Origin of the sequence: Kocuria sp. ChxB (assembly GCF_044359605.1) — a bacterium.
Taxonomy (GTDB): domain Bacteria; phylum Actinomycetota; class Actinomycetes; order Actinomycetales; family Micrococcaceae; genus Kocuria; species Kocuria rhizophila.
This window is the reverse complement of the sequence record NZ_CP121123.1, coordinates 359,765-381,071: the sequence shown is the minus strand read 5'-3', so window position 1 is coordinate 381,071 and position 21,307 is coordinate 359,765. Positions and strand designations below refer to the sequence as shown.

The window sequence follows — 21,307 nt, the reverse complement described above, 5'->3', positions numbered from 1 at the left end:
TCGAGCGTGTGGGTGATCCCGTGAGGGAAACCCGCCCGTGAGAGAGGTCCCGCACCCCATCCGGGGTGCGGGACCTCTCGCATGTCCGCCCGGTCAGGCCAGGGGCACGTCCTGCCACCGGAGGGCTCCCTCCGCGACCTCCGCGTGACCGGAGGTCGCCGCGGCCAGGTCCTCGTGGGCCCGTGCGATCTGGGCAGGGTGGTCTGGCACGAGCAGGTGCAGGGTGGCGCGGGCGGCGTCGTAGCCGGTGGGGAGCATGGTGTAGTCCTGGGACCGCAGCTCGGCCTCGATCCGCCCGGCCTCGGCGTGCGGTGCGGTCACGCTCAGTTCCCGGCAGCGGAGCCTGCGGGCCAGGGGAGCGGTCTCCAGCGCGGCCGTGACGGCCCCGGAGTAGGTGCGCACCAGACCTCCCGCGCCGAGCTTCACGCCGCCGAACCAGCGGACCACCACGGCGCACACGTCCGAGAGGTCTCCCGCCTCCTGCGCAATCCGCTGCTGCGGGGTCGCGAACTGCGTGAGGGTCTGCAGCATGGGGATGCCCGCGGTGCCTGCGGGCTCCCCGTCGTCCGAGGAACGTGTGGTGTCCCGCGTGGGCCCCAGCACGAACGCGGTGCAGTGGTGGCGGGCGTCCCTGTGCTGCGCCGTGACCTCGGCTATGGCCGCACGGGCCGCGTCCTCCGAGTCCACGCGGGCGAGCACGGCCAGGAACCGTGACTTCCTGATCTCGAGCTCCGCGGTGTGCGCCGCTCCGGACCGCAGGATCGTGTAGGAGACCTGGGTGGACTGCTCGGCCCCGGGGCGCTCCGGGATCGGACGGGAGGACATCCTCCCAGTCTAGGGAGACCGGGCACGGGCTCTTGAACCGGGTCGTGTCGCGTGACTGCCGGGGGTGGTCGTGTCGCGTGCGTGTCCGGGGTGGTCGCCGCGATCGCATCCCTCTCGGTGGGCGGTCCCGCGCGGAATCGGGGCAGAGTGCTCCCGTGCCCGGGAGCCGAGGGCCGCTACAGTGGGCTGGGCCGCCGACGCGGTGGCCCAGTGAGTTCCGACCACCGACTGAAAGTGCCGCTCCGTGCTCAACCGCCTCCACGACCGTCTCGGGCTGCGCACCACGCCCTCCATCTTCTTCGCCTCAGCCGCACTCGTCGTCGTCTTCACGGTGGCCATGGGGCTCTTCCCGGAGCCCGTGCACGGCGTCTTCGGGGCGGTGGCCCACGTGCTGCGCTACGAGACGGGCTGGTTCTACACGTTCAGCGTGACCTCCCTGGTGATCTTCGCCCTGGGCCTGGCCGTCAGCCGCTACGGCAGGGTCCGGCTGGGCGACGACGACTCCGCACCCGCGTACTCGGGACTTACCTGGTTCGGCATGCTGTTCGCCGCGGGGGTGGGTGCCGTGCTCATGTTCTGGGGCGTGGCCGAGCCCATCAACCACTACGCCAACCCGCCCATGTACGGCACGGAGCCCGGGTCCGACCAGGCCGCCGTGGAGGCCCTGAACATCGCCAACTTCCACTTCGGTCTCCACATGTGGGCGATTCTGGCCGTGCCCGGTCTGGCGTTCGGCTACTTCACGTACAAGCGCAAGCTGCCGCCGCGGGTCTCCTCCGCGTTCCACCCCCTGCTCGGGGACGGCATCCACGGCCCGTGGGGCAAGGCCATCGACGTCCTCTCCATCGTGGCCACCGTGTTCGGCCTGGCGGTGTCCGTGGGCCTGGGTGCCCTGCAGATCAACAGCGGGCTGAGCTACGTGTACGGGATTCCCGTGGCCGGCTGGATCCAGGCGGCGATCATCGCGGTCATCACCGCGGTGGGGCTGGCCTCCGTGCTCGCGGGCATGGAGAAGGGCGTGAAGCGGCTCTCGTACGGCAACATCATCCTGGCGGTCGCGCTCATGCTGTTCGTGCTCATGGCCGGTGCCAGCATGGACACGATGCGCGCGATCGTGGAGTCCGCGGGAAGCTACGTCAACCAGCTGCCCACGCTGGCGTTCTTCAACGACACCTTCGGAGGCGGACAGTGGTCCGGTGACTGGACGGTGTTCTACTGGGCGTGGACCGTCACGTGGGCGCCGTTCGTGGGAATGTTCGTGGCCAAGATCTCCCGGGGGCGCACCATCCGCCAGTTCGTGGTGGGTGTGCTGGGCGTGCCGTCCGCGTTCGTGGTCGTCTGGATGGGCATCTACGGCTACAACGCGATCCGCGTGGACCGGGCCCCCGGAACCGGGGGCAGCCTCACGGACACCATCGTCACGCAGGGCAACGCGGAGGCGGCGCTCTTCCAGTTCCTGCAGTCCATGCCGTTCTTCGGGGTCACCGCACTCGTGGCCCTGATCGTGATCACGATCTTCTTCATCACCTCGATCGACTCCGGGGCCCTGGTCATGGACGCCATGGCCAACGGGCACGAGGACGAGGCGCCGCGGCGGCAGCGGATCTTCTGGACGCTCGCGGTGGGTGCGGTGTGCATGGCCATCGTGGTCACCTCGGGCGAGAACGGGCTCAACGCCCTGCAGGAGGTCATCATCGTGATCGGCGCTCCCGTGATGGTTCTGGAAGTGCTGCAGGCCGTGATGCTGCTGCAGGCCCTGCGCCAGGACGCGGGGACCGCCCGGCCGCTGCGAACCCGGCAGTGGAAGCGCGTCCTGCCCGCGGAGGAGTACCACCGCCGGGCGCAGGAGGACACGTCGGCGGTGTCCGAGTACGTGATCCGTCCCGAGTACGAGGTGGGCACGGAACCGGAGAACGACACCCACCAGCCTCGCACGTGGCACTGGCAGCGCGAGCAGGAGGGGCGCCCGGTCTTCCAGCTCGCCCTCACGGGCGGCGCCTCGGCGGGCAAGCGCACCGCCGCGCACGCGTTCGAGGAGCTCGGAGCGGCCATGCTCGACAGCGTGCAGATGTGGCAGGAGCTGCTCGAACCCGGTACGCAGACGCGGGCGGAGGTGGACCGGATCTTCGGGGAGCAGCTGCCCACGGGGCCCGGGGCGGGCGCCGCGGACACCATGGAGGCACTGGACGAGCTGATGGCGGGCAACGACACCGTCCGGGCCCGCGCCCACGAGCTGCTGCTGCCGCACATGCGGGAGTCCGCGCGGCGTCGTGCCCGGGAGGCCGGGCCCGACCGCGTGGTGGTCCAGGTGCTGCGGGACCCCCTGGAGACCGAGCAGCGGGACCGCTTCGACCTCGTGGTCGCGGTCGCGGCCCCCGCGGAGGAGCGCGTGCAGCGCCTGCGCCGTGACGAGGGCGTGCCCGCGGACGTCGCGTGGGAGATCGTGGACCAGGCCCCGTCGGACGACGAGACCCGTGAGGTCGCCGACCGTGTGATCGTCAACGACGACGGCGTCGAGCGGGTCCGCGAGCAGGTGCGGGAGATCTGGGAGGACGCCGTACGCCCGGTCCTCGACGAGGACGAACCGAAGGAGGCCGCTGACGATGACGACACCGTTCGCACGCCCGGGACGCACTGACGTGCTGCGCGTGGGCCTCACGGGAGGCATCGCCTCCGGGAAGTCGACCGTGTCCCGCTGCCTGGCCGACCTCGGGGCCGTGGTCGTGGACGCGGACGCGATCGCGCGCCGGCTGCAGGAACCGGGAGAAGCCGGCTACGAGGCCGTGGTCGGGCACTTCGGGGACACCGTGGTGGATAAGGCCACCGGGCGCCTGGACCGCGCGGCGCTGGCCGGGATCGTGTTCGCGGACGAGGCTCGGCTCGCGGAGCTCAACGCCATCATGCACCCCCTGGTGCGGGCCGAGGCCGCGCGGCTCGCGGACGCCGTCCCGCCGGGGGGCGTGCTCGTGCAGGACATCCCGCTGCTCGTGGAGACCGGCCAGCACGCGGACATGGACCGCGTGCTGGTGGTTGAGGCCCCCGAGGCCGAGCGGGTCCGGCGCATGGTCGCCGACCGCGGCATGGACCCGGACGACGCACGACGCCGCATCGCCGCCCAGGCCTCGGACGCGCAACGCCGCGCCGTGGCCACCACGGTGTTCGACAACTCCGGTACGCGTGAGGACCTCGTGCGCCAGGTGCACGAGTGGTGGTCGGAGCAGACGGGCTGAGCCGGGGTCCGCACCGCGGTCGCCGCTGTCCCGCCGTGGCCAGGGGTAAGCCGGGCCAACGTGGTGGGCCCGACCGGTGGAGCCCGACCTGTGGTGCACGCCCGGGTGCGGTGGGGCACCCGGGCGGCCCTGCGGCGTCGTCGTGCGTGTCGGAGGGCCCGCGTAGCCTGGTGCCATGTCGCTCGCCCAGAAGATCAACCGTGTGGTCGCGCCGTTCGAGGTCGTGTCCGAGTTCCAGCCCGCCGGGGACCAGCCCAAGGCCATTGCGGAGCTCTCGGAGCGGATCCAGGGCGGGGAGAAGGACGTGGTGCTCATGGGCGCCACGGGCACCGGCAAGTCCGCCACGGCGGCCTGGCTGATCGAGGCCGTGCAGCGGCCCACGCTGCTGCTCGTGCAGAACAAGACGCTCGCGGCGCAGCTGGCCAACGAGCTGCGGGAGCTGCTGCCGAACAACGCCGTGGAGTACTTCGTCTCCTACTACGACTACTACCAGCCCGAGGCCTACGTCCCGCAGACGGACACCTTCATCGAGAAGGACTCCTCCATCAACGAGGAGGTGGAGCGGCTGCGGCACTCCGCCACCAACGCGCTGCTGACCCGCCGGGACACCGTGGTGGTCTCCACCGTGTCCTGCATCTACGGCCTGGGCACGCCCGAGGAGTACGTCAAGCAGATGGTCACCCTGGCCGTGGGCCAGGAGATGGACCGGGACGCCCTGCTGCGCCAGTTCGTGAACATGCAGTACGTGCGCAACGACGTCGACTTCCACCGCGGCACGTTCCGTGTGCGGGGGGACACCGTGGAGATCATCCCCATGTACGAGGAGAACGCCCTGCGCATCGAGTTCTTCGGGGACGAGATCGAGGCCATCTACACCCTGCACCCGCTCACCGGGGAGGTCATCAACGAGGAGCAGGAGATGTACGTGTTCCCGGCCTCCCACTACGTGGCCGGTGCGGAACGGATGGCCACGGCCATCGAGTCCATCCAGAACGAGCTGCAGGAGCGGCTGCAGGAGCTCGAGTCCCAGAACAAGCTCGTGGAGGCCCAGCGGCTGCGCATGCGCACCCAGTACGACCTCGAGATGATGGAGCAGATGGGGTACTGCAACGGCATCGAGAACTACTCGCTGCACATCGACGGCCGTCCGCGCGGGTCCGCCCCCCACTGTCTGCTGGACTACTTCCCGGACGACTTCCTGCTGATCATCGACGAGTCCCACGTGACCGTCCCGCAGATCGGCGGCATGTACGAGGGGGACATGTCCCGCAAGCGCACCCTGGTGGACCACGGCTTCCGGCTGCCCTCCGCCATGGACAACCGCCCGCTGAAGTGGGACGAGTTCCTGGAGCGGATCGGGCAGACCATGTACATGTCCGCCACCCCCGGTCCGTACGAGATGTCCAAGGTGGACTCGGTGGTGGAGCAGATCATCCGCCCCACGGGGCTGGTGGACCCGCAGGTGGTCGTGAAGTCCACCAAGGGCCAGATCGACGACCTCCTGGAGCAGATCGAGCTGCGCGTGGAGCGGGACGAGCGTGTCCTGGTGACCACCCTGACCAAGCGCATGGCCGAGGACCTCACCGAGTACCTCATGGAGCACGGGGTCAAGGTGCAGTACCTGCACTCGGACGTGGACACCCTGCGTCGTGTGGAGCTGCTGCGCGAGCTGCGCATGGGCACGTTCGACGTCCTCGTGGGCATCAACCTGCTGCGTGAGGGCCTGGACCTCCCCGAGGTGTCCCTGGTGGCCATCCTGGACGCGGACAAGGAGGGTTTCCTGCGCTCCACCACGTCCCTGATCCAGACGATCGGCCGTGCCGCCCGCAACGTGTCCGGCGAGGTCCACATGTACGCGGACAAGATCACGCGCTCCATGGACGTGGCCATCGAGGAGACCAACCGCCGCCGCGAGATCCAGGTCGCCTACAACACGGAGCACGGGATCGACCCTCAGCCCCTGCGCAAGAAGATCGCGGACATCACGGACCAGCTGGCCCGCGAGGACGAGGACACCAGGACCCTGCTGGCCCAGCGCTCTGCGGCCAACAACCACACCGCCCCCGTCAAGGGTGGCAAGGGGAAGAACTCGGAGAAGGACCAGGCGGCGGCCGCTGCGGAGTCCAAGCTGCTGCGGGACGGGGTGGCCGCGGCGCCCGCAGAGGACCTCGTCCAGCTCATCGAGGACCTCAGCGAGCAGATGCGCAATGCCGCCGCGGAGCTGAAGTTCGAGCTGGCCGGGCGGCTCCGGGACGAGATCGCGGACCTCAAGAAGGAGCTGCGGCGCATGAAGGACGCCGGGCACGCGTGAGCGGGGCCACGTCCCTCCTGGCCACACCAGGGGGTCGGGTAAACTGGCGGTCCTGTACGGCCCGCACCCGGGTTGTTCCCTGTCGTCTTCTCACCTAAGGGGTACCCGTGGACATCTCCAGTCTGCAGTGGGGTCTCACCATTGCACTGATCGTGGGGCTGCTGGCCTACGACTTCATCTTCCACGCCCGCAAGCCGCACGAGCCGACCGTCAAGGAAGCGGCCATGTGGACGGGGTTGTACGTGTCCCTCGCGCTGCTGTTCGGTCTGCTGATCCTCTTCTGGGACGGGCCCACCTACGCGGCGGAGTACTACGCCGGCTTTGTCACGGAGCAGGCGCTGTCCGTGGACAACCTCTTCGTGTTCCTCATCATCATGGCGTCCTTCAAGGTGCCCCGCGCGGACCAGCAGAAGGTCCTGCTGTTCGGCATCGTGGTGGCGCTGATCGCCCGCACGGTGTTCATCTTCGTGGGCGCGGCCGCCATCAACCGCTGGTCCGCACTGTTCTACGTGTTCGGCCTCTTCCTCATCTACACCGCGGGCAACCTGGTCAAGGGTGAGGTCACGGACTCCGCGGAGGACGACGACGCCAACAACATCATGGTCCGGCTGGCCAAGCGCTTCCTCAAGACCACGGACGAGTACGACGGCGACAAGCTCTTCACCCAGGTCGACGGCAAGCGCGTGATGACGCCCATGCTGCTGGTCATGGTCGCGATCGGTCTCACGGACATCATGTTCGCGCTGGACTCGATCCCGGCGATCTTCGGTCTGACCCAGGAGACCTACATTGTCTTCACGGCCACGGCGTTCTCCCTCATGGGCCTGCGCCAGCTGTACTTCCTCATCGACGGTCTGCTGGACCGGCTCATCTACCTCTCGTGGGGTCTGGCCATCATCTTGGGCTTCATCGGCGTGAAGCTCATCCTGCACGCACTGCACGAGAACACACTGTCGTTCATCAACGACGGTGAGCCGGTGCACGTGGTCGAGGTGACCACCGGGTTCTCCCTGGCCGTGATCGTGGGCGTGCTGGTCCTCACGGTCCTGGCGTCCCTGCTCAGCCCCAAGGGTCGCGCGGTGCGGATCATCAACGGTGCACGCGACTGGTCGGAGCGCTACCTCGAGATGCCGGAGTCGGCGCCCGTGGAGGAGCGCACCAAGGCGGCCGAGAAGATGAAGAAGTACCGCGAGCAGCTGCCCACCGTGAAGGCCAAGTACCGGGACGAGCTCATCGAGTCCGAGGCCCGCTACCACGACCTGCTGGAGCGTGCCCACGGTCTGCGGGAAGAGCGGCTGGCCGAGGCTCACCGCCAGCACTGACCCGTCTGCCTCGACGCCCCTCCGGTACCGTGCCGGAGGGGCGTCGTCGTCTTCCGTCTTCCCCTGTGCCAACGGGCCGGTCACCGGTATGATGAGTGACGATCAAGGGAGTATCCCTCACCTCCGTGCACGTCAGTACGTCCAGCGCCGTCGCTGGGCCGGGCACGGACCACGTTCCTGCCGCCCCCGGGTTGCAGAGCGTGGGGGAGAGACTTGTGCGGTTCACCCCACCCACAAGGAGTTCCCACCGTGGAAATCACCACGCTGCAGTGGTCTGTCACCATTGCTTTCATCCTGGGCCTGCTGGCCTACGACTTCATCTTCCACGTGCGCAAGGCGCACGAGCCCACCATCAAAGAAGCGGCCGTCTGGTCCGCCGTGTACGTGGGCATCGCCCTGCTGTTCGGCCTCGTGATCCTGTGGCTGGACGGCCCCACCATGATGGCCGAGTACTACGGGGGCTACGTCACGGAGAAGGCGCTGTCCGTGGACAACCTCTTCGTGTTCCTGATCATCATGGGCTCGTTCGCGGTGCCCCGGGCGGACCAGCAGAAGGTGCTGCTGTTCGGCATCATCTTCGCGCTCGTGGCCCGCACCGTGTTCATCTTCGCGGGCGCCGCGGCCATCAACGCGTTCTCGTGGGTGTTCTACATCTTCGGCTTCATCCTGGTCTTCACCGCGGGCAACCTCATCAAGGGGGAGATGTCGGAGAACGCCTCCAACGAGGCGGACAACATCGTGGTGCGACTGGCGCGGAAGATGTTCCACACCACGGACTACTACGACGGCGACAAGCTCTTCACCGTGCACAACGGCAAGCGCGCCCTGACCCCCATGCTCCTGGTCATGGTGGCGATCGGCGGGACGGACATCCTCTTCGCCCTGGACTCGATCCCCGCGATCTTCGGGCTCACGCAGGAGCCGTACATCGTGTTCACGGCCACCGCGTTCTCCCTCATGGGTCTGCGCCAGCTGTACTTCCTGATCGACGGTCTGCTGGACCGCCTGATCTACCTGTCGTGGGGTCTGTCGATCATCCTCGCGTTCATCGGCGTGAAGCTCATCCTGCACGCGCTGCACGAGAACACGCTGCCGTTCATCAACAACGGTGAGCACGTGGCCGTGGTGGAGATCGGCATCGGCCTGTCCCTCGCGGTGATCATCACGGTCCTCGTGGTCACGGTCCTGGCGTCCCTCTACAGCCCCAAGGGCCGGGCACTGCGCACGATCCAGAAGACCCAGGACCTCACCGAGCAGTACCTGGCTCTTCCGGCGGACGCCCCTGCGGAGCAGCGCAACCGGATCGACGCCGAGCTCGCCGAGCTGCAGGCCCACTTCCCCAAGATGTCCGAGAAGCACAAGAACGAGCTCATCGAGCACCGGGCCCGGTTCCGGACCATGCTCGAGACCGCCCGCGGCCAGCACCGGGAGTTCGCGGAGACCGGGGCGGTGCAGACACCTTCCCCGGACTTCACTCCGGACGGCGAGCGGCGGGACCGGGGCCACGAGGCATCACCTGCCGATCGCGGGAACGGGACCGGCTCCTCACCCGCCTAGTTCGTGGGCCCCGGCCTGACCCGCCGGGCTCGACGCCGCACGGAGACCTGACCGGGCCCGTTCCCTACCCGGGGAACGGGCCCGGTGGCGTGGTGCACCACAGGGCGGCACCGGCGAACAGCGCGGCCCACAGGAGCGACACGAGCGTGCCGATGATGAACTGCTCCCGCTGCTGCGCGTTGGTGAACTCGCCGTAGCGGGCGAGGCCCTTCACGGCCACGACCACCCCGATGCCCGCGACCATCCCGGTGAGCAGCGAGGCGATGGCGGCGGCGCGCTCCAGCGCACCGATCACGAGGCCGCCGCGCAGAGGCGGATCCACGGGTTCCGCGGCGGCCTCGGAATCCGCCCAGGGACTCTCGGAGGGCTGGGCGCGCACGGCGGAGAGGTCCGCGAAGCGGAAGACGGCACGGACCACGGGGTCCCCGGACAGGGTCCCCGCCACGAGCAGGGCGGGGAAGGCCCACGCACTGGGCACGGTTCCGGCCGCGAGCGTCCACGCGGCGGTGACGAGCACCAGTGCGAGGGGCAGCACCACGGTGGTGAGCGGGCGGATGTGGGTCATGGGCGCGTGCCTCCCTGGGCGGACGATGCGTTGGTGCCCTCGTCGGGGGCGTCCTGTCGCGCGGACCGCCCGTGCCCGCCGGAGGCGGCGGTGGCACGCGGGGAGGCGGTCCGGGTGGGGGAACCTCGGGGCGGTGCCGCGGTGCCGTCCGCGAGTGCCAGCACGGCGGTGAGGGCCTCACGGGCCGCGTGCTCCTGGTGCCACAGGGCGGCGTCCAGGCGCCGGGACACGGAGGACTGCGTGATGCCCAGGTGCTCGGCCATCTGCTGCTGGGTCATCCCGGTCTCGGCCAGGGCCACGGCCGCGGCACCGGAGTCCGTGCGGCGCGCACGCACGGCACACAGCAGACCCAGCAGGGCGCCCGCGCGTTCGGCCCACTCGCCGCCGCGCACGGCGGGGCCACCGGCGTCCTTTGCGGCCTGGACCGCCTCGCGGGCCGCCACGAAGGCCGCCCCGGTGTTCTCCCGCGCCGCGTCGGCGAGCGGACGGTCCACCTCTCCGACGCCGAGTCCCACGTGCCACGAGCCGTCGTCGGCCAGGGTGACGGCGGCCTGCAGGGCGGCCGCGGCATCGTCGTATAGGGCTTGGAGCTCGTCCCCGGCGGTGATGTCCCACGCCACCAGCGGGCGGGGCAGGTCCCGGCGGCACGCGTCGAGGTGCTCACGCATGGCCAGCCGCTCGGCGTCCGCGCGGGAGTCGCGACGGTCCACGGTCAGTGCAAACACGAGCCGCTCCTCTCGGTCATGCGGTCCCACATGCATAGTAGGTGATGATGCATCTCTGACTGCATGGTTGGGGTGTCAGCGGCCCGTGTCCGTCACCGGACCCACGTTGTCCACGAGTACGGCGGGAAAGCCGTCCTCGTCGGAGGCGGCCAGGTCGATGCGCGCGTTGATGCCCCAGTCGTGGTGGCCGTCGGGGTCGTCGAAGACCTGCACCACGGTCCAGAAGCCCGGCAGACCCTCGGGATGCTCGGTGATGCGGATCAGGGAGGGGCCGCGGGACTGGGCGTCGGTGTAGATGTCCTCGTACTCGTCGAAGTACGCGTCCATGGCGTCCGCCCAGCGGTCGCGGTCCCAGCCGGACTTCTCGTCCAGGGCTCCGAGCACCTTGTCCTTCTCCTGCGCGAAGAGCTCCACGCGCTGGAAGAGCGCGTTGCGCACCATCACACGGAACGCCCGCGGGTTGGAGGTCACGCCCTCGGGCTGCTCCGCGACAAGCTCCGCGAGGGAGTCGGCGCTGGTCCCGGAAGGGGACTCCTCGCCGGAGGCGAGCTTCTCCCACTCGTCCAGCAGGGAGTTGTCGGTCTGGCGGATGCTCTCGCCGAGCCACTCCACGAGGTCCGTGAGGGTCTCGGTGGTGGCATCCACGGGCACCGTCTGGCGCAGGGCCTTGTAGGCGTCCGAGAGGTAGCGCAGCAGGATCCCCTCGGAGCGCGCCAGCCCGTAGTACTGCACGTAGTCCCCGAAAGTCATGGCGCGCTCGTACATGTCCCGCACGATCGACTTGGGGGACAGCTCGAACTGGGACACCCACGGGGCGGAACCCCGGTAGGTCTCGAAGGCCTGGTCCAGCAGCTCCTTCAACGGCTGCGGGTAGGTGATCTCGTCCAGTTCGCGCATGCGCTCCATGTACTCGAGGCCCTCGGCCTTCATGGTGGCCAGCGCCTCGCCCTTGACCTTCTTCTCCTGCATGTTCAGCACCTGGCGGGGCTTCTCCAGGGTGGCCTCCATGACCGAGACCACGTCCAGTGCATAGGTCTCGGACTCGGGGTCCAGCAGGCCCAGGGCCGCGAGCGCAAAGGGGGAGAGGGGCTGGTTGAGCGCGAAGTTCTCCTGCAGCTCCACGGTGAGGCGGTAGCGGCGCCCGGTCTCGTCCGGTTCGGGCAGGCGTACGACCACCCCGGCGCGCAGCAGCTCCTTGAGGATGGACAGGGCGTGGCGCAGCAGGGCGCGCTGCCGGGCGCGGGGCTCGTCCACCGAGGTGAGCAGCCGGTACCCCGCGGCAATGTTGTCCCCGGGGCGCTGCAGCATGTTGAGCACCATGGAGTGCGTGATGGCGAAGGACGAGCTCAGCTGCTCCGGGGTGGCCTCCACGAGGTGGTCGAAGGTCTTGCGGCTCCACGACACGAAGCCCTCGGGCGCCTTTTTTCTGGGGACCTGGCGCAGCTTCTTCTGGTCGTCGCCGTGCTTGGCACGTGCCTTGGCCATGGCGCGCTCGTTCTCGATCACGTGCTCGGGGGCCTGGACCACCACGGTCCCGGCGGTGTCGTAGCCGGCCCGCCCGGCGCGGCCGGCGATCTGGTGGAACTCGCGCGCGCTGAGCCGGCGGGTGCGGCGGCCGTCGTACTTGGACAGCGCGGTGATCAGCACCGTGCGGATGGGCACGTTGATGCCCACGCCCAGGGTGTCCGTGCCGCAGATGACCTTGAGCAGCCCGGTCTGCGCCAGCTGCTCCACGAGCCGGCGGTACTTGGGCAGCATGCCCGCGTGGTGCACGCCGATCCCGTGGCGCACGAGCCGGTTGAGGGTCTTGCCGAAGCCCGCCGAGAAGCGGAAGTCTTTGATCAGCTCCGCGACCTGTTCCTTCTCCGCCTTGCTGAGCACGTCCACGGACATGAGGCTCTGCGCCTGCTCCGCGGCCGCCAGCTGGGAGAAGTGCACCACGTACACGGGAGCCTGGTGTGTGGTGAGCAGCTCCTCCAGCTCCTCGTGGATGGGCCGTTCGGAGTAGTAGAAGTGCAGCGGGATGGGCCGCTCGCCCGAAGAGACCAGGGACGTGGCCCGGCCCGTGGTGTCGGTGAGCCGCTGCTCGATGCGGGTGACGTCCCCCAGGGTGGCGCTCATGAGGAGGAACTGCGCCTGCGGCAGCTCGATGAGCGGCGCCTGCCACGCCCAGCCGCGCTGGGGGTCGGAGTAGAAGTGGAACTCGTCCATGACCACCAGGCCGAGGTCCGCGTCCGGGCCTTCACGCAGCGCCACGTTCGCGAGGATCTCCGCGGTGCAGCACACGATGGGCGCCTCCGCGTTCACGGCGGAGTCCCCGGTGACCATGCCCACGTTCTCCGCCCCGAAGATCTCGCAGAGGTCGAAGAACTTCTCGGACACGAGCGCCTTGATGGGGGCGGTGTAGTAGGAGCGCTGCCCCCGGGCAAGCCCGGCGAAGTGCGCGGCCACGGCCACGGTGGACTTCCCGGAGCCCGTGGGCGTTGCGAGGATCACGTTGGACCCGTTGGCCACCTCCAGCACGGCCTCGTCCTGCGCCGGGTACAGCTCCATGTCCCGGGAGGCGATCCAGCCGAGGAACCCCTCGTAGATCTCGTCCTCGCTCAGCGGGTTGGACGCGAAGTCGCCGCGCAGGTACTGGTGACCGGGGGCGGAGAGGTCTGGTGCCAGGGAGTCGAGGAGTTTCATCCCCGCCAGCCTATCCGCCGCCGGGGACACCCACACGGGACGCGTCAGTCCACGACGACGCCGCGCGCGGCCTTCGCGTCCGCGCGGCGGCACAGCAGCGCGAACACGGCCCCGGAGAGGTTGTGCCAGACCGAGAACACCGCACCGGGCAGGGCGGCGAGCGGGGACATGTACTGGGCGGCCAGCCCGGCGGCGAGCCCCGAGTTCTGCATGCCCACCTCGATCGCGGTGGTGCGTCGGACGGCCGCGGGCTGTCCGGTCAGACGCCCCACGAGCCAGCCGAGTGCCATGCCCAGCGCGTTGTGCACCGCCACGGCCACCAGGACAATCAGTCCCGCCTGCAGAATCTTCTCCGCGGACCCGGAGACCACGATGGCCACGATCACCGAGATCGCGAGCACCGAGAGCCACGGCAGCACGGGCAGCAGCCGGGTGATCATCCGGGGCAGCAGGAGACGCACCACCAGGCCGGCGAGCACGGGCAGCAGCACCACCACGGCGATGGAGCGGGCCATGGCCGCCCCGTTCAACGGCATGTACGCGCCGGCGAGCCACAGCGTCAGCAGGGGAGTGAGCAGGGGCGCCAGCAGGGTGGAGATCGAGGTCATGGTCACGGACACCGCCACGTCCCCGCGGGCCAGGTAGGACACCACGTTGGAGGCGGTGCCCCCGGGCGCGCAGCCCACCAGGATGACCCCGGCCGCGATCTCGGGCGGCAGCTGCAGGGCCCACGTGACGAGCACGGCGATCCCGGGCATGAGCACGTACTGCGCCAGGACCCCCAGCACGATCGGCACCGGCCGCCTGGCCACCAGCGCGAAGTCCGCGGGGCGCAGGGTGAGCCCCATCCCGAACATCACGAGTCCGAGCAGGGGGTTGGTCCAGCTCGCGGCCTGGTGGACGGTCGGTGCGAACAGGTACCCGCCCAGTCCGCCCGCGAGCACGAGCAGTGGGAACACCAGGACCGCCACGTAGGCGGCGCGGTCCGCGGAGGACTGCGCGGCGGCGTCGTGGCCGGTGGCATCCGCGGGCGAGGCGGGTGAGCTCACCAGCCGCGCTCCTCCCACTCCCGCAGGTGCGGCCGCTCGGCGCCCAGGGTGGTGGGCTCGCCGTGGCCCGGGTGGATCACGGTGTCGTCGTCGAACCGGTCGAAGATGCGCTCGGTGACGTCCCGGAAGAGCTGGCGGAAGTCCTCGGGGGAGTTCGTCTTCCCCAGCCCGCCGGGGAACAGGGAGTCCCCGGTGAAGATGTGGGCGGGACCCTCGGGATCCCGGTAGACCAGGGCGATCGAGCCGGGGGTGTGCCCGCGCAGCTCGAGAACCTCCAGCTCGATGCCGTCCAGCTCGGCGGTGTCACCGTTCTCGAAGGTGAGGTCCATGGGCACGGCGATGTCGGCCTCGTCCGAGGCGCCGCACGCGGTCATGGCCTCGGCGTGGGTGGCCACGGCCTCCAGCGCGCGCACGTGGTCCCAGTGCGAGTGCGTGGTGACGATCAGCTGCAGGTTGCCCCAGTCCGAGCAGTCCCCGGAGCCGGCGGCGACCATGCCCGCGATTGCACGGGCGTCGTCGGCGGCGTCGATGAGCACCTGGGTGCCCTCGGACTTGGAGGTGAGCAGGTAGACGTTGTTGTCCATCTCGCTCACCGAGATGCGGCGGATGGTGATCCGGGCGAGTTCGATGACCTCGGTCTGCGTGGCGATCATGCCCACGAGTGTAGGCGCCGGGAGCGGTGTGGGCGAATACCACGGGGGCCTGGGAGGCCACCCGGGGGAGATGGGGAACGCGGTGGACAGCATGCGGCGGAATATATATAGTTGCGTGAAGCAAATAATTGACGGGGAGTGGTGCGCCCACCGGCCAACTCCCGGAGGGGACAGGCATGGGCGTCTCGCACGAAACCGCCGAGGACCTGGTCCGCGACCTGCTGGAGCTGCAGCGGGCCACCCGAAGGGTGGTCAAGGCCACCGAGGCCCACCGGGCGCTGAGCGTGGTGCAGACCAACATCCTCACGCTGCTCAGCTGCGTGCCCGGACGGCGCGCCAAGGACATCGTGGCGGAGTCCACGCTCGGCGCCTCGGGGCTGAGCCGACACCTCGCCACCCTCGAGCAGCTCGGCCTCGTGACCCGCGCTCCGGACCCCGAGGACGGACGCGCGCAGATCGTGTCCATCACGGACGCGGGCCGGCACGCGCTGGACACCAACCTGCGGGCGGACGCGGAGAACCTCGTGTCGCGCCTCGGGGACCTCAGCGAGGGGGAGGCGGCGCGCGCGAGCGCGTCCCTGAACCGGATCACCGAGCTGTTCCTCGACTCGCTCGGGATGTCCCGGATGACCTCGCCGCCGTGGTCCGACCGCCCCCGAACCCCACAGACCAGCGCGCCCCGCGGCACCGGGTGCGGAGAGGAGCCCACCCCGTGACGCCACCCCACGACACCGCGCGCAGCACGCGCCCGGCACGCACGAGCCAGCAGGAGCACCGAGACGTCCTGCGGGCGCTGACCGGCATCCTGTCCGCCTTCTTCATGGCCATGGTCACGCTGACGATCATCGGCACCGCCCTGCCCGTGATCATGGCGGACCTGGGCGGGGACCAGACGGCGCTGTCCTGGACGGTGACCGGAACCCTGCTGGCCAACGCGGTCACCACGCCCATGTGGGGCAAGCTCGCGGATCTCTTCGACAAGAAGAAGCTCCTGCTGATGGCCATCGTGATCTTCGTGATCGGCTCCGGCGCGGCGGGTCTGGCACCGAGCATCGGCATGCTCGTGGTGGCCCGTGTGATCCAGGGTGTGGGGATGGGTGGGCTGATGGCTCTGGCCCAGACCATCCTGGGCACCATCATCCCGCCGCGTGAGCGCGGTCGCTACGCCGGGTACATGGGCGCCGTCATGGCCGTGGCCACGTCCGTGGGTCCGCTGCTGGGCGGGCTCATCGTGGACGCCTTCGGGTGGCGGTGGTGCTTCCTCATCCCGGTTCCCCTGTCCATCCTCGCGGCCATCCTGATCGTGAAGACCCTGCACCTGCCCGAGGTCACCCGGGACCGCACGCCCCAGGTGGACTTCCTGGGCATGGGGCTGCTCGCCGTGGCCACGTCCGCGCTGCTGCTGTGGGTCTCGTTCGCCGGGAAGCTCTTCGACTGGGGCTCGTGGGAGTCCGTCCTCCTGGCTGTCGTGGCGGTGCTGGGCGCTGTCGCGTTCGTGGCGGTCGAGCGCCGCGCGAGCGAACCCACCATGCCTCTGCACGTGATCACGGAGCGCACCACGGTGCTCGCGATCATCGCGGCGATCGCCACGGGTGCCGCGATGTTCGCCTCCACCACGTACCTGGGCCAGTACTTCCAGCTCGGCCAGGGGTACAGCCCCACCGAGTCGGGTCTGCTCATGCTCCCGCAGGTCGTGGGGTCCTTCCTGGGCTCGATGGTCGCCGGGCAGCTGATCTCCCGCTTCGGGCGGTGGAAGCGGATCCTCGTGGTCGGCGCCGTGGTCCTGGCCGTGGGCCTGTTCCTCGGCTCGCAGCTGACCCACACCACCCCCGCGTGGCTCGTGGGCGTCTACATCTGCCTGGTGGGCCTGGGTGTGGGCACGCTCAACCAGAACCTCGTGCTCGCCGTCCAGAACACCGTGGGCCTCAAGGACATGGGCTCCGCGTCCTCCGCCGTGGCCTTCTTCCGCACCGTGGGCGGCGCCGTGGCCGTCTCGCTGTTCGGTGCGCTGCTCACGCGCCACCTCACCACGGAGATGGCCGGCTTCGCCGCCGAGCACGGCATCGACGCCTCGGCCGCGCCCGACGCCGCGTCGATCGACTTCGCGGGTCTGCCCCCTTCCGCCCTCGAGGCCGTGCGCGAGGCGTACGGCACGGGCACCGGGCTGCTGTTCCTGGTGGCGGGCATCGCCTCGCTCGTGACCCTGCTGTGCGTGCTCCTCATGAAGGAGGTCCCGCTGCGCACCACCGTGGACGTGGCGGAGGTGGACCCGGACACGGGCGAGATCACCGTGGTGACCCGGCAGGTGGACCCGGTGGAGGCCGCCGGGCTGCGCATGCAGCGTGCGGAGACGGGGCAGATCCCCGTGATCGACCCGGACGCCACGGGTCTGCGCCGCGGCCGCGGCGAGCAGCACGTGGGCCCCGCGCGGGCGCCCCGGGCGGCGTCGGCCGCGGAGGAGGTGGCCGTTGAGAACCCGGCGCCGGAGCACTCGGGCCCCGGGCGTCACGCGCAGGGCGGGGTGGCCGACGACGCCGCCGGTCGTCCCACGGGCCGGGCTCGCCACCGCGCGTGAACCCGCACCGGGGCCGGGCGGCTGCTGCCGTGTCGGGGCCGGGTACTAGAGTTGCAGCCGTGTCAGAGCGAACCCACGAAACGTCCAGCGAACGCCCCTCCACGTCCGTTCTCGCGGAACGGACCGCGCAGGAGCACGCCCCCGCCACCCGCGCCTCAGGGGTCTCCGACCTCACGGAGATCGTGGTCCAGGGTGCCCGCGAGCACAACCTCAAGAACGTGGACCTCACCATTCCGCGGGACTCCATGGTGGTGTTCACGGGTCTGTCCGGATCCGGGAAGTCCTCCCTCGCGTTCGACACCATCTTCGCGGAGGGCCAGCGGCGCTACGTGGAGTCCCTGTCCTCCTACGCCCGCATGTTCCTGGGCCGGGTGGACAAGCCGGACGTCGACTTCATCGAGGGGCTGTCCCCGGCGGTGTCGATCGACCAGAAGTCCACGTCTCGCAACCCGCGCTCCACGGTGGGCACCATCACCGAGATCTACGACTACATGCGCCTGCTCTGGGCCCGCATCGGCCGGGCCCACTGCCCGGTGTGCGGCGAGCCCATCACCCGGCAGACCCCCCAGCAGATCGTGGACCAGCTGCTCGAGCTGCCGGAGCGCACCCGCTTCATGGTGCTGGCGCCCGTGGTCAAGGGCCGCAAGGGCGAGTTCCAGGACCTCTTCCAGCAGCTGAGCCAGCAGGGCTACGCGCGGGCCGTCGTGGACGGCGAGACCGTGCAGCTCGAGGACGCCCCGAAGCTCAAGAAGCAGTACAAGCACACCATCGACGTGGTGGTGGACCGCCTCACCGCCAAGCCGGATGCCCGCCAGCGGCTCACGGACTCCGTGGAGACCGCGCTGAACCTCGCGGACGGCCGCGTGGTCGTGGAGCTCGTGACCCGCGAGGGGGAGGAGTCCCCGTGGCAGGACGTGCGGCGCACGTTCTCCGAGAACCTCGCGTGCCCCAACGAGCACGAGCTGCAGACGGACGAGATCGAGCCCCGCTCGTTCTCCTTCAACGCGCCCTTCGGCGCGTGCCCCGAGTGCGACGGCATCGGCTCGCGGCTCGAGGTGGACGAGGACCTCGTGGTGCCCAACCCGGATCTCTCCCTCGTGGAGGGCGCCATCGCCCCGTGGTCCCTCGGCAAGGCCACGAGCGAGTACTGGAACCGGCTGCTCGCGGGCCTCGGCAAGGAGGTGGGCTTCGACATGGTCACACCGTGGAAGGACCTCCCCGCCAAGGCGCGCAGGGCCGTGCTCGAGGGCAAGGACCACAAGGTCACCGTGGCCTACCGCAACCGGTGGGGCCGCGAGCGCAAGTACTCGCAGGGCTTCGAGGGCGTGTACGGCTACATCAAGCGCAAGCACGAGGAGACCGAGTCGGACCACGCCAAGGACCGCTACGAGCAGTACATGCGCCAGGTGGCGTGCCCCGCGTGCGGCGGTGCCCGGCTGAACCCCACCATTCTGGGCGTGACCGTGGGCGGGAAGAACATTGCGGAGGCCACCCGGCTGCCCATGCGGGAGTCGCTCACGTTCTTCGAGGAGCTCGAGCTCAGCGACCGTGACGCGCAGATCGGCGACCAGGTGCTCAAGGAGATCGTCGCGCGCCTGACGTTCCTGATCGACGTGGGTCTCGACTACCTCAACCTCGAGCGCGCCGCGGCCACGCTGTCCGGCGGCGAGGCGCAGCGCATCCGCCTGGCCACGCAGATCGGTGCGGGACTCGTCGGGGTGCTCTACGTCCTGGACGAGCCCTCGATCGGTCTGCACCAGCGTGACAACCGCCGCCTCATCGACACCCTCCTGCGGCTGCGGGACATGGGGAACACGCTCATCGTGGTCGAGCACGACGAGGACACCATGCGCGAGGCCGACTGGATCGTGGACGTGGGTCCGGGTGCGGGCATCCACGGCGGCGACGTGGTGCACTCCGGGACCTACGAGCAGCTGCTCGAGAACCGGAAGTCGATCACCGCGGACTACCTCACCGGCCGGTCGCTGATCGAGGTGCCCGCGCGGCGTCGTCCGGTGGACCGCAAGCGGCAGCTCACCGTGGTGGGGGCCAAGGAGAACAACCTCCAGAACCTCACGGTGGACTTCCCCCTGGGCGTCTTCGTGGCGGTCACCGGAGTCTCCGGGTCCGGCAAGTCCACGCTGGTCAACGACATCCTCTACACCAGCCTGGCCAACCAGCTCAACGGCGCCAAGCAGGTGCCCGGGCGGCACCGGCGCATCGACGGCCTGGAGCACCTGGACAAGGTGGTGCACGTGGACCAGAGCCCGATCGGGCGCACCCCGCGCTCCAACCCCGCCACCTACACCGGGGTGTTCGACCGGATCCGCAAGCTGTTCGCGGAGACCCAGGAGGCCAAGGTGCGCGGCTACCAGCAGGGCCGCTTCTCCTTCAACGTCAAGGGCGGGCGCTGCGAGGCGTGCTCCGGGGACGGCACCCTGAAGATCGAGATGAACTTCCTCCCGGACGTCTACGTGCCCTGCGAGGTGTGCAAGGGCGCCCGGTACAACCGGGAGACCCTGGAGGTGCACTACAAGGGCAAGAACATCGCCGAGGTGCTCGACATGCCCATCGAGGAGGCCGCGGAGTTCTTCGCGCCCTTCACCGCGATCGCGCGCTACCTCAACACCCTCGTGGAGGTGGGTCTGGGCTACGTGCGCCTCGGCCAGCCCGCCACCACGCTCTCCGGCGGTGAGGCGCAGCGAGTGAAGCTCGCCGCCGAGCTGCAGAAGCGCTCCAACGGCCGCACCATCTACGTGCTGGACGAGCCCACCACGGGGCTGCACTTCGAGGACATCCGCAAGCTGCTGAAGGTGCTGCAGAGCCTGGTGGACAAGGGCAACAGCGTGATGACCATCGAGCACAACCTGGACGTGGTGAAGTCTGCGGACTGGATCGTGGACCTCGGGCCGAACGGCGGTTCCGGGGGCGGCACCGTGGTGGCGCAGGGCACCCCGGAGGAGGTGGCCGAGAACGAGGACAGCTTCACCGGGCAGTTCCTGCGCGAGGTGCTGGAGAACTCGGCGGCCCGTGAGAGCGCCCACCGGGCCGGCTCCCCGGAACCCGTGGCGGCCGCCACGGGGCAGGGCGGGGCCCACGGGGCGTCGTCGTGAGCGGTCAGCGTCCCGTGGTGCTGTGGGACCTGGACGGAACGGTCCTGGACCCGGCCGGCGCCATCACGGAGGGCATCGCCGAGGCGCTGTGGGCGTGCGGCTTCGAGGCGCCCGAGAACCTGGAGCGGTTCGTGGGCCCGCCCATCGGAGAGTCGCTGCGGCGCTTCACGGACGTCCCCGAGGAGCAGATCCCCCAGGTGGTCTCCGTCTACCGTTCCGGCTACCTCACGGAGGGGCTCGAACGGACACGCATCTATCCGGGGATCGGGGAGATCCTGCAGTTGCTGCACGCGAGCGGGGTGCGCCAGGCCGTGGCCACCCAGAAGCCGGAGCACATCGCGGTGGAGGTCGTGTCCAGGTTCGGGCTGGGGGAGTACTTCGAGACCGTGAGCGGCGCCTCGGACGACCTCGCCCCGCCCACGAGCGGTGCCGGGCAGATGCACGACAAGCCCGCCATCGTGGGTGAGGCCCTGCGTCGGCTGGGTGCCCTGCCGCCGGATCCGGCGCGCACGGTCATGATCGGTGACCGCAGCTACGACGCCGACGGCGCGCGCAGCCACGGCATCGACTGCCTGGGCGCGGGGTGGGGTTTCGCACAGCCCGGCGAGCTGGACACGGGGTGTGCCGCGCTCGCCCGTGAGCCCGGTGATTTGGCACACTTGCTCAGTCGGTACACGGACCTCTAGGGAGCACG

General features: G+C 69.8%; 15 protein-coding genes. 9 read left to right on the top strand and 6 right to left on the bottom strand.

Translation table 11 applies throughout. The features are described 5' to 3' along the window. Window positions 1-93: 93 nt before the first annotated feature. Entirely contained in the window at window positions 94-825 is a 732-nt protein-coding gene (locus P8S73_RS01640) for a YigZ family protein (RefSeq protein WP_135010102.1), read from the bottom strand. A 244-nt stretch (window positions 826-1,069) separates the two neighbouring features. On the opposite strand from P8S73_RS01640, the gene P8S73_RS01635 reads away from it, so the two are divergent. From P8S73_RS01635 to P8S73_RS01615, 5 genes are all read left to right on the top strand, one after another. Continuing rightward, window positions 1,070-3,463 (top strand): dephospho-CoA kinase, encoded by a 2,394-nt coding sequence (locus P8S73_RS01635; RefSeq protein ID WP_259897523.1) that lies wholly within the window; start codon window positions 1,070-1,072, stop codon window positions 3,461-3,463. After that, window positions 3,429-4,055, top strand: a complete 627-nt coding sequence (coaE, locus tag P8S73_RS01630; RefSeq protein WP_052239262.1) for a dephospho-CoA kinase — start codon at window positions 3,429-3,431, stop codon at window positions 4,053-4,055. The genes P8S73_RS01635 and coaE overlap by 35 nt, the downstream gene beginning before the upstream one ends. A 175-nt stretch (window positions 4,056-4,230) precedes the next feature. Then, window positions 4,231-6,366, top strand: a complete 2,136-nt coding sequence (gene uvrB / locus P8S73_RS01625; RefSeq protein WP_396350458.1) for an excinuclease ABC subunit UvrB — start codon at window positions 4,231-4,233, stop codon at window positions 6,364-6,366. A gap of 107 nt (window positions 6,367-6,473) precedes the next feature. Continuing rightward, entirely contained in the window at window positions 6,474-7,688 is a 1,215-nt protein-coding gene (locus P8S73_RS01620) for a TerC family protein (protein WP_070637881.1), read from the top strand. A 249-nt stretch (window positions 7,689-7,937) separates the two neighbouring features. Next, on the top strand, window positions 7,938-9,245 hold the full coding sequence (locus P8S73_RS01615) for a TerC family protein (RefSeq protein WP_070637879.1): 1,308 nt from the start codon (window positions 7,938-7,940) through the stop codon (window positions 9,243-9,245). 64 nt (window positions 9,246-9,309) lie between these two features. Here P8S73_RS01615 and P8S73_RS01610 read toward each other — a convergent pair whose 3' ends face one another. The 5 genes from P8S73_RS01610 to P8S73_RS01590 all read right to left on the bottom strand — a co-directional run bounded on the left by P8S73_RS01610 (window position 9,310) and on the right by P8S73_RS01590 (window position 14,925). Continuing rightward, the gene (locus tag P8S73_RS01610; protein WP_396350457.1) at window positions 9,310-9,810 is read right to left on the bottom strand and encodes a hypothetical protein; all 501 of its coding nucleotides are present in this window, start codon (window positions 9,808-9,810) and stop codon (window positions 9,310-9,312) included. Then, window positions 9,807-10,535 carry a transcriptional regulator gene (locus P8S73_RS01605; protein WP_124109553.1) on the bottom strand — a complete coding sequence of 243 codons (729 nt, stop codon included), beginning with the start codon at window positions 10,533-10,535 and terminating at the stop codon, window positions 9,807-9,809. Before P8S73_RS01605 ends, P8S73_RS01610 begins: the two co-directional genes overlap by 4 nt. Before the next feature lie 75 nt (window positions 10,536-10,610). Continuing rightward, the gene (locus tag P8S73_RS01600; RefSeq protein ID WP_070637874.1) at window positions 10,611-13,223 is read right to left on the bottom strand and encodes an RNA helicase; all 2,613 of its coding nucleotides are present in this window, start codon (window positions 13,221-13,223) and stop codon (window positions 10,611-10,613) included. Window positions 13,224-13,267: 44 nt separating this feature from the next. Next, window positions 13,268-14,272, bottom strand: coding sequence for a bile acid:sodium symporter family protein (locus P8S73_RS01595; RefSeq protein ID WP_059281203.1), 1,005 nt, complete (start codon window positions 14,270-14,272; stop codon window positions 13,268-13,270). Beyond that, entirely contained in the window at window positions 14,269-14,925 is a 657-nt protein-coding gene (locus P8S73_RS01590) for an MBL fold metallo-hydrolase (RefSeq protein WP_070638537.1), read from the bottom strand. The genes P8S73_RS01595 and P8S73_RS01590 overlap by 4 nt, the downstream gene beginning before the upstream one ends. A gap of 176 nt (window positions 14,926-15,101) precedes the next feature. Here P8S73_RS01590 and P8S73_RS01585 point away from each other — a divergent pair, with 176 nt between their 5' ends. From P8S73_RS01585 to P8S73_RS01570, 4 genes are all read left to right on the top strand, one after another. Continuing rightward, window positions 15,102-15,641: a MarR family winged helix-turn-helix transcriptional regulator gene (locus P8S73_RS01585; RefSeq protein WP_047978257.1), complete on the top strand. Its 540-nt coding sequence runs from the start codon at window positions 15,102-15,104 to the stop codon at window positions 15,639-15,641. After that, window positions 15,638-17,500 (top strand): MDR family MFS transporter, encoded by a 1,863-nt coding sequence (locus P8S73_RS01580; RefSeq protein WP_239358251.1) that lies wholly within the window; start codon window positions 15,638-15,640, stop codon window positions 17,498-17,500. The genes P8S73_RS01585 and P8S73_RS01580 overlap by 4 nt, the downstream gene beginning before the upstream one ends. A 182-nt stretch (window positions 17,501-17,682) precedes the next feature. Then, on the top strand, window positions 17,683-20,613 hold the full coding sequence (gene uvrA / locus P8S73_RS01575; RefSeq protein WP_396350555.1) for an excinuclease ABC subunit UvrA: 2,931 nt from the start codon (window positions 17,683-17,685) through the stop codon (window positions 20,611-20,613). After that, window positions 20,610-21,299 carry an HAD hydrolase-like protein gene (locus P8S73_RS01570; protein ID WP_029603107.1) on the top strand — a complete coding sequence of 230 codons (690 nt, stop codon included), beginning with the start codon at window positions 20,610-20,612 and terminating at the stop codon, window positions 21,297-21,299. The genes uvrA and P8S73_RS01570 overlap by 4 nt, the downstream gene beginning before the upstream one ends. Window positions 21,300-21,307: the final 8 nt, after the last annotated feature.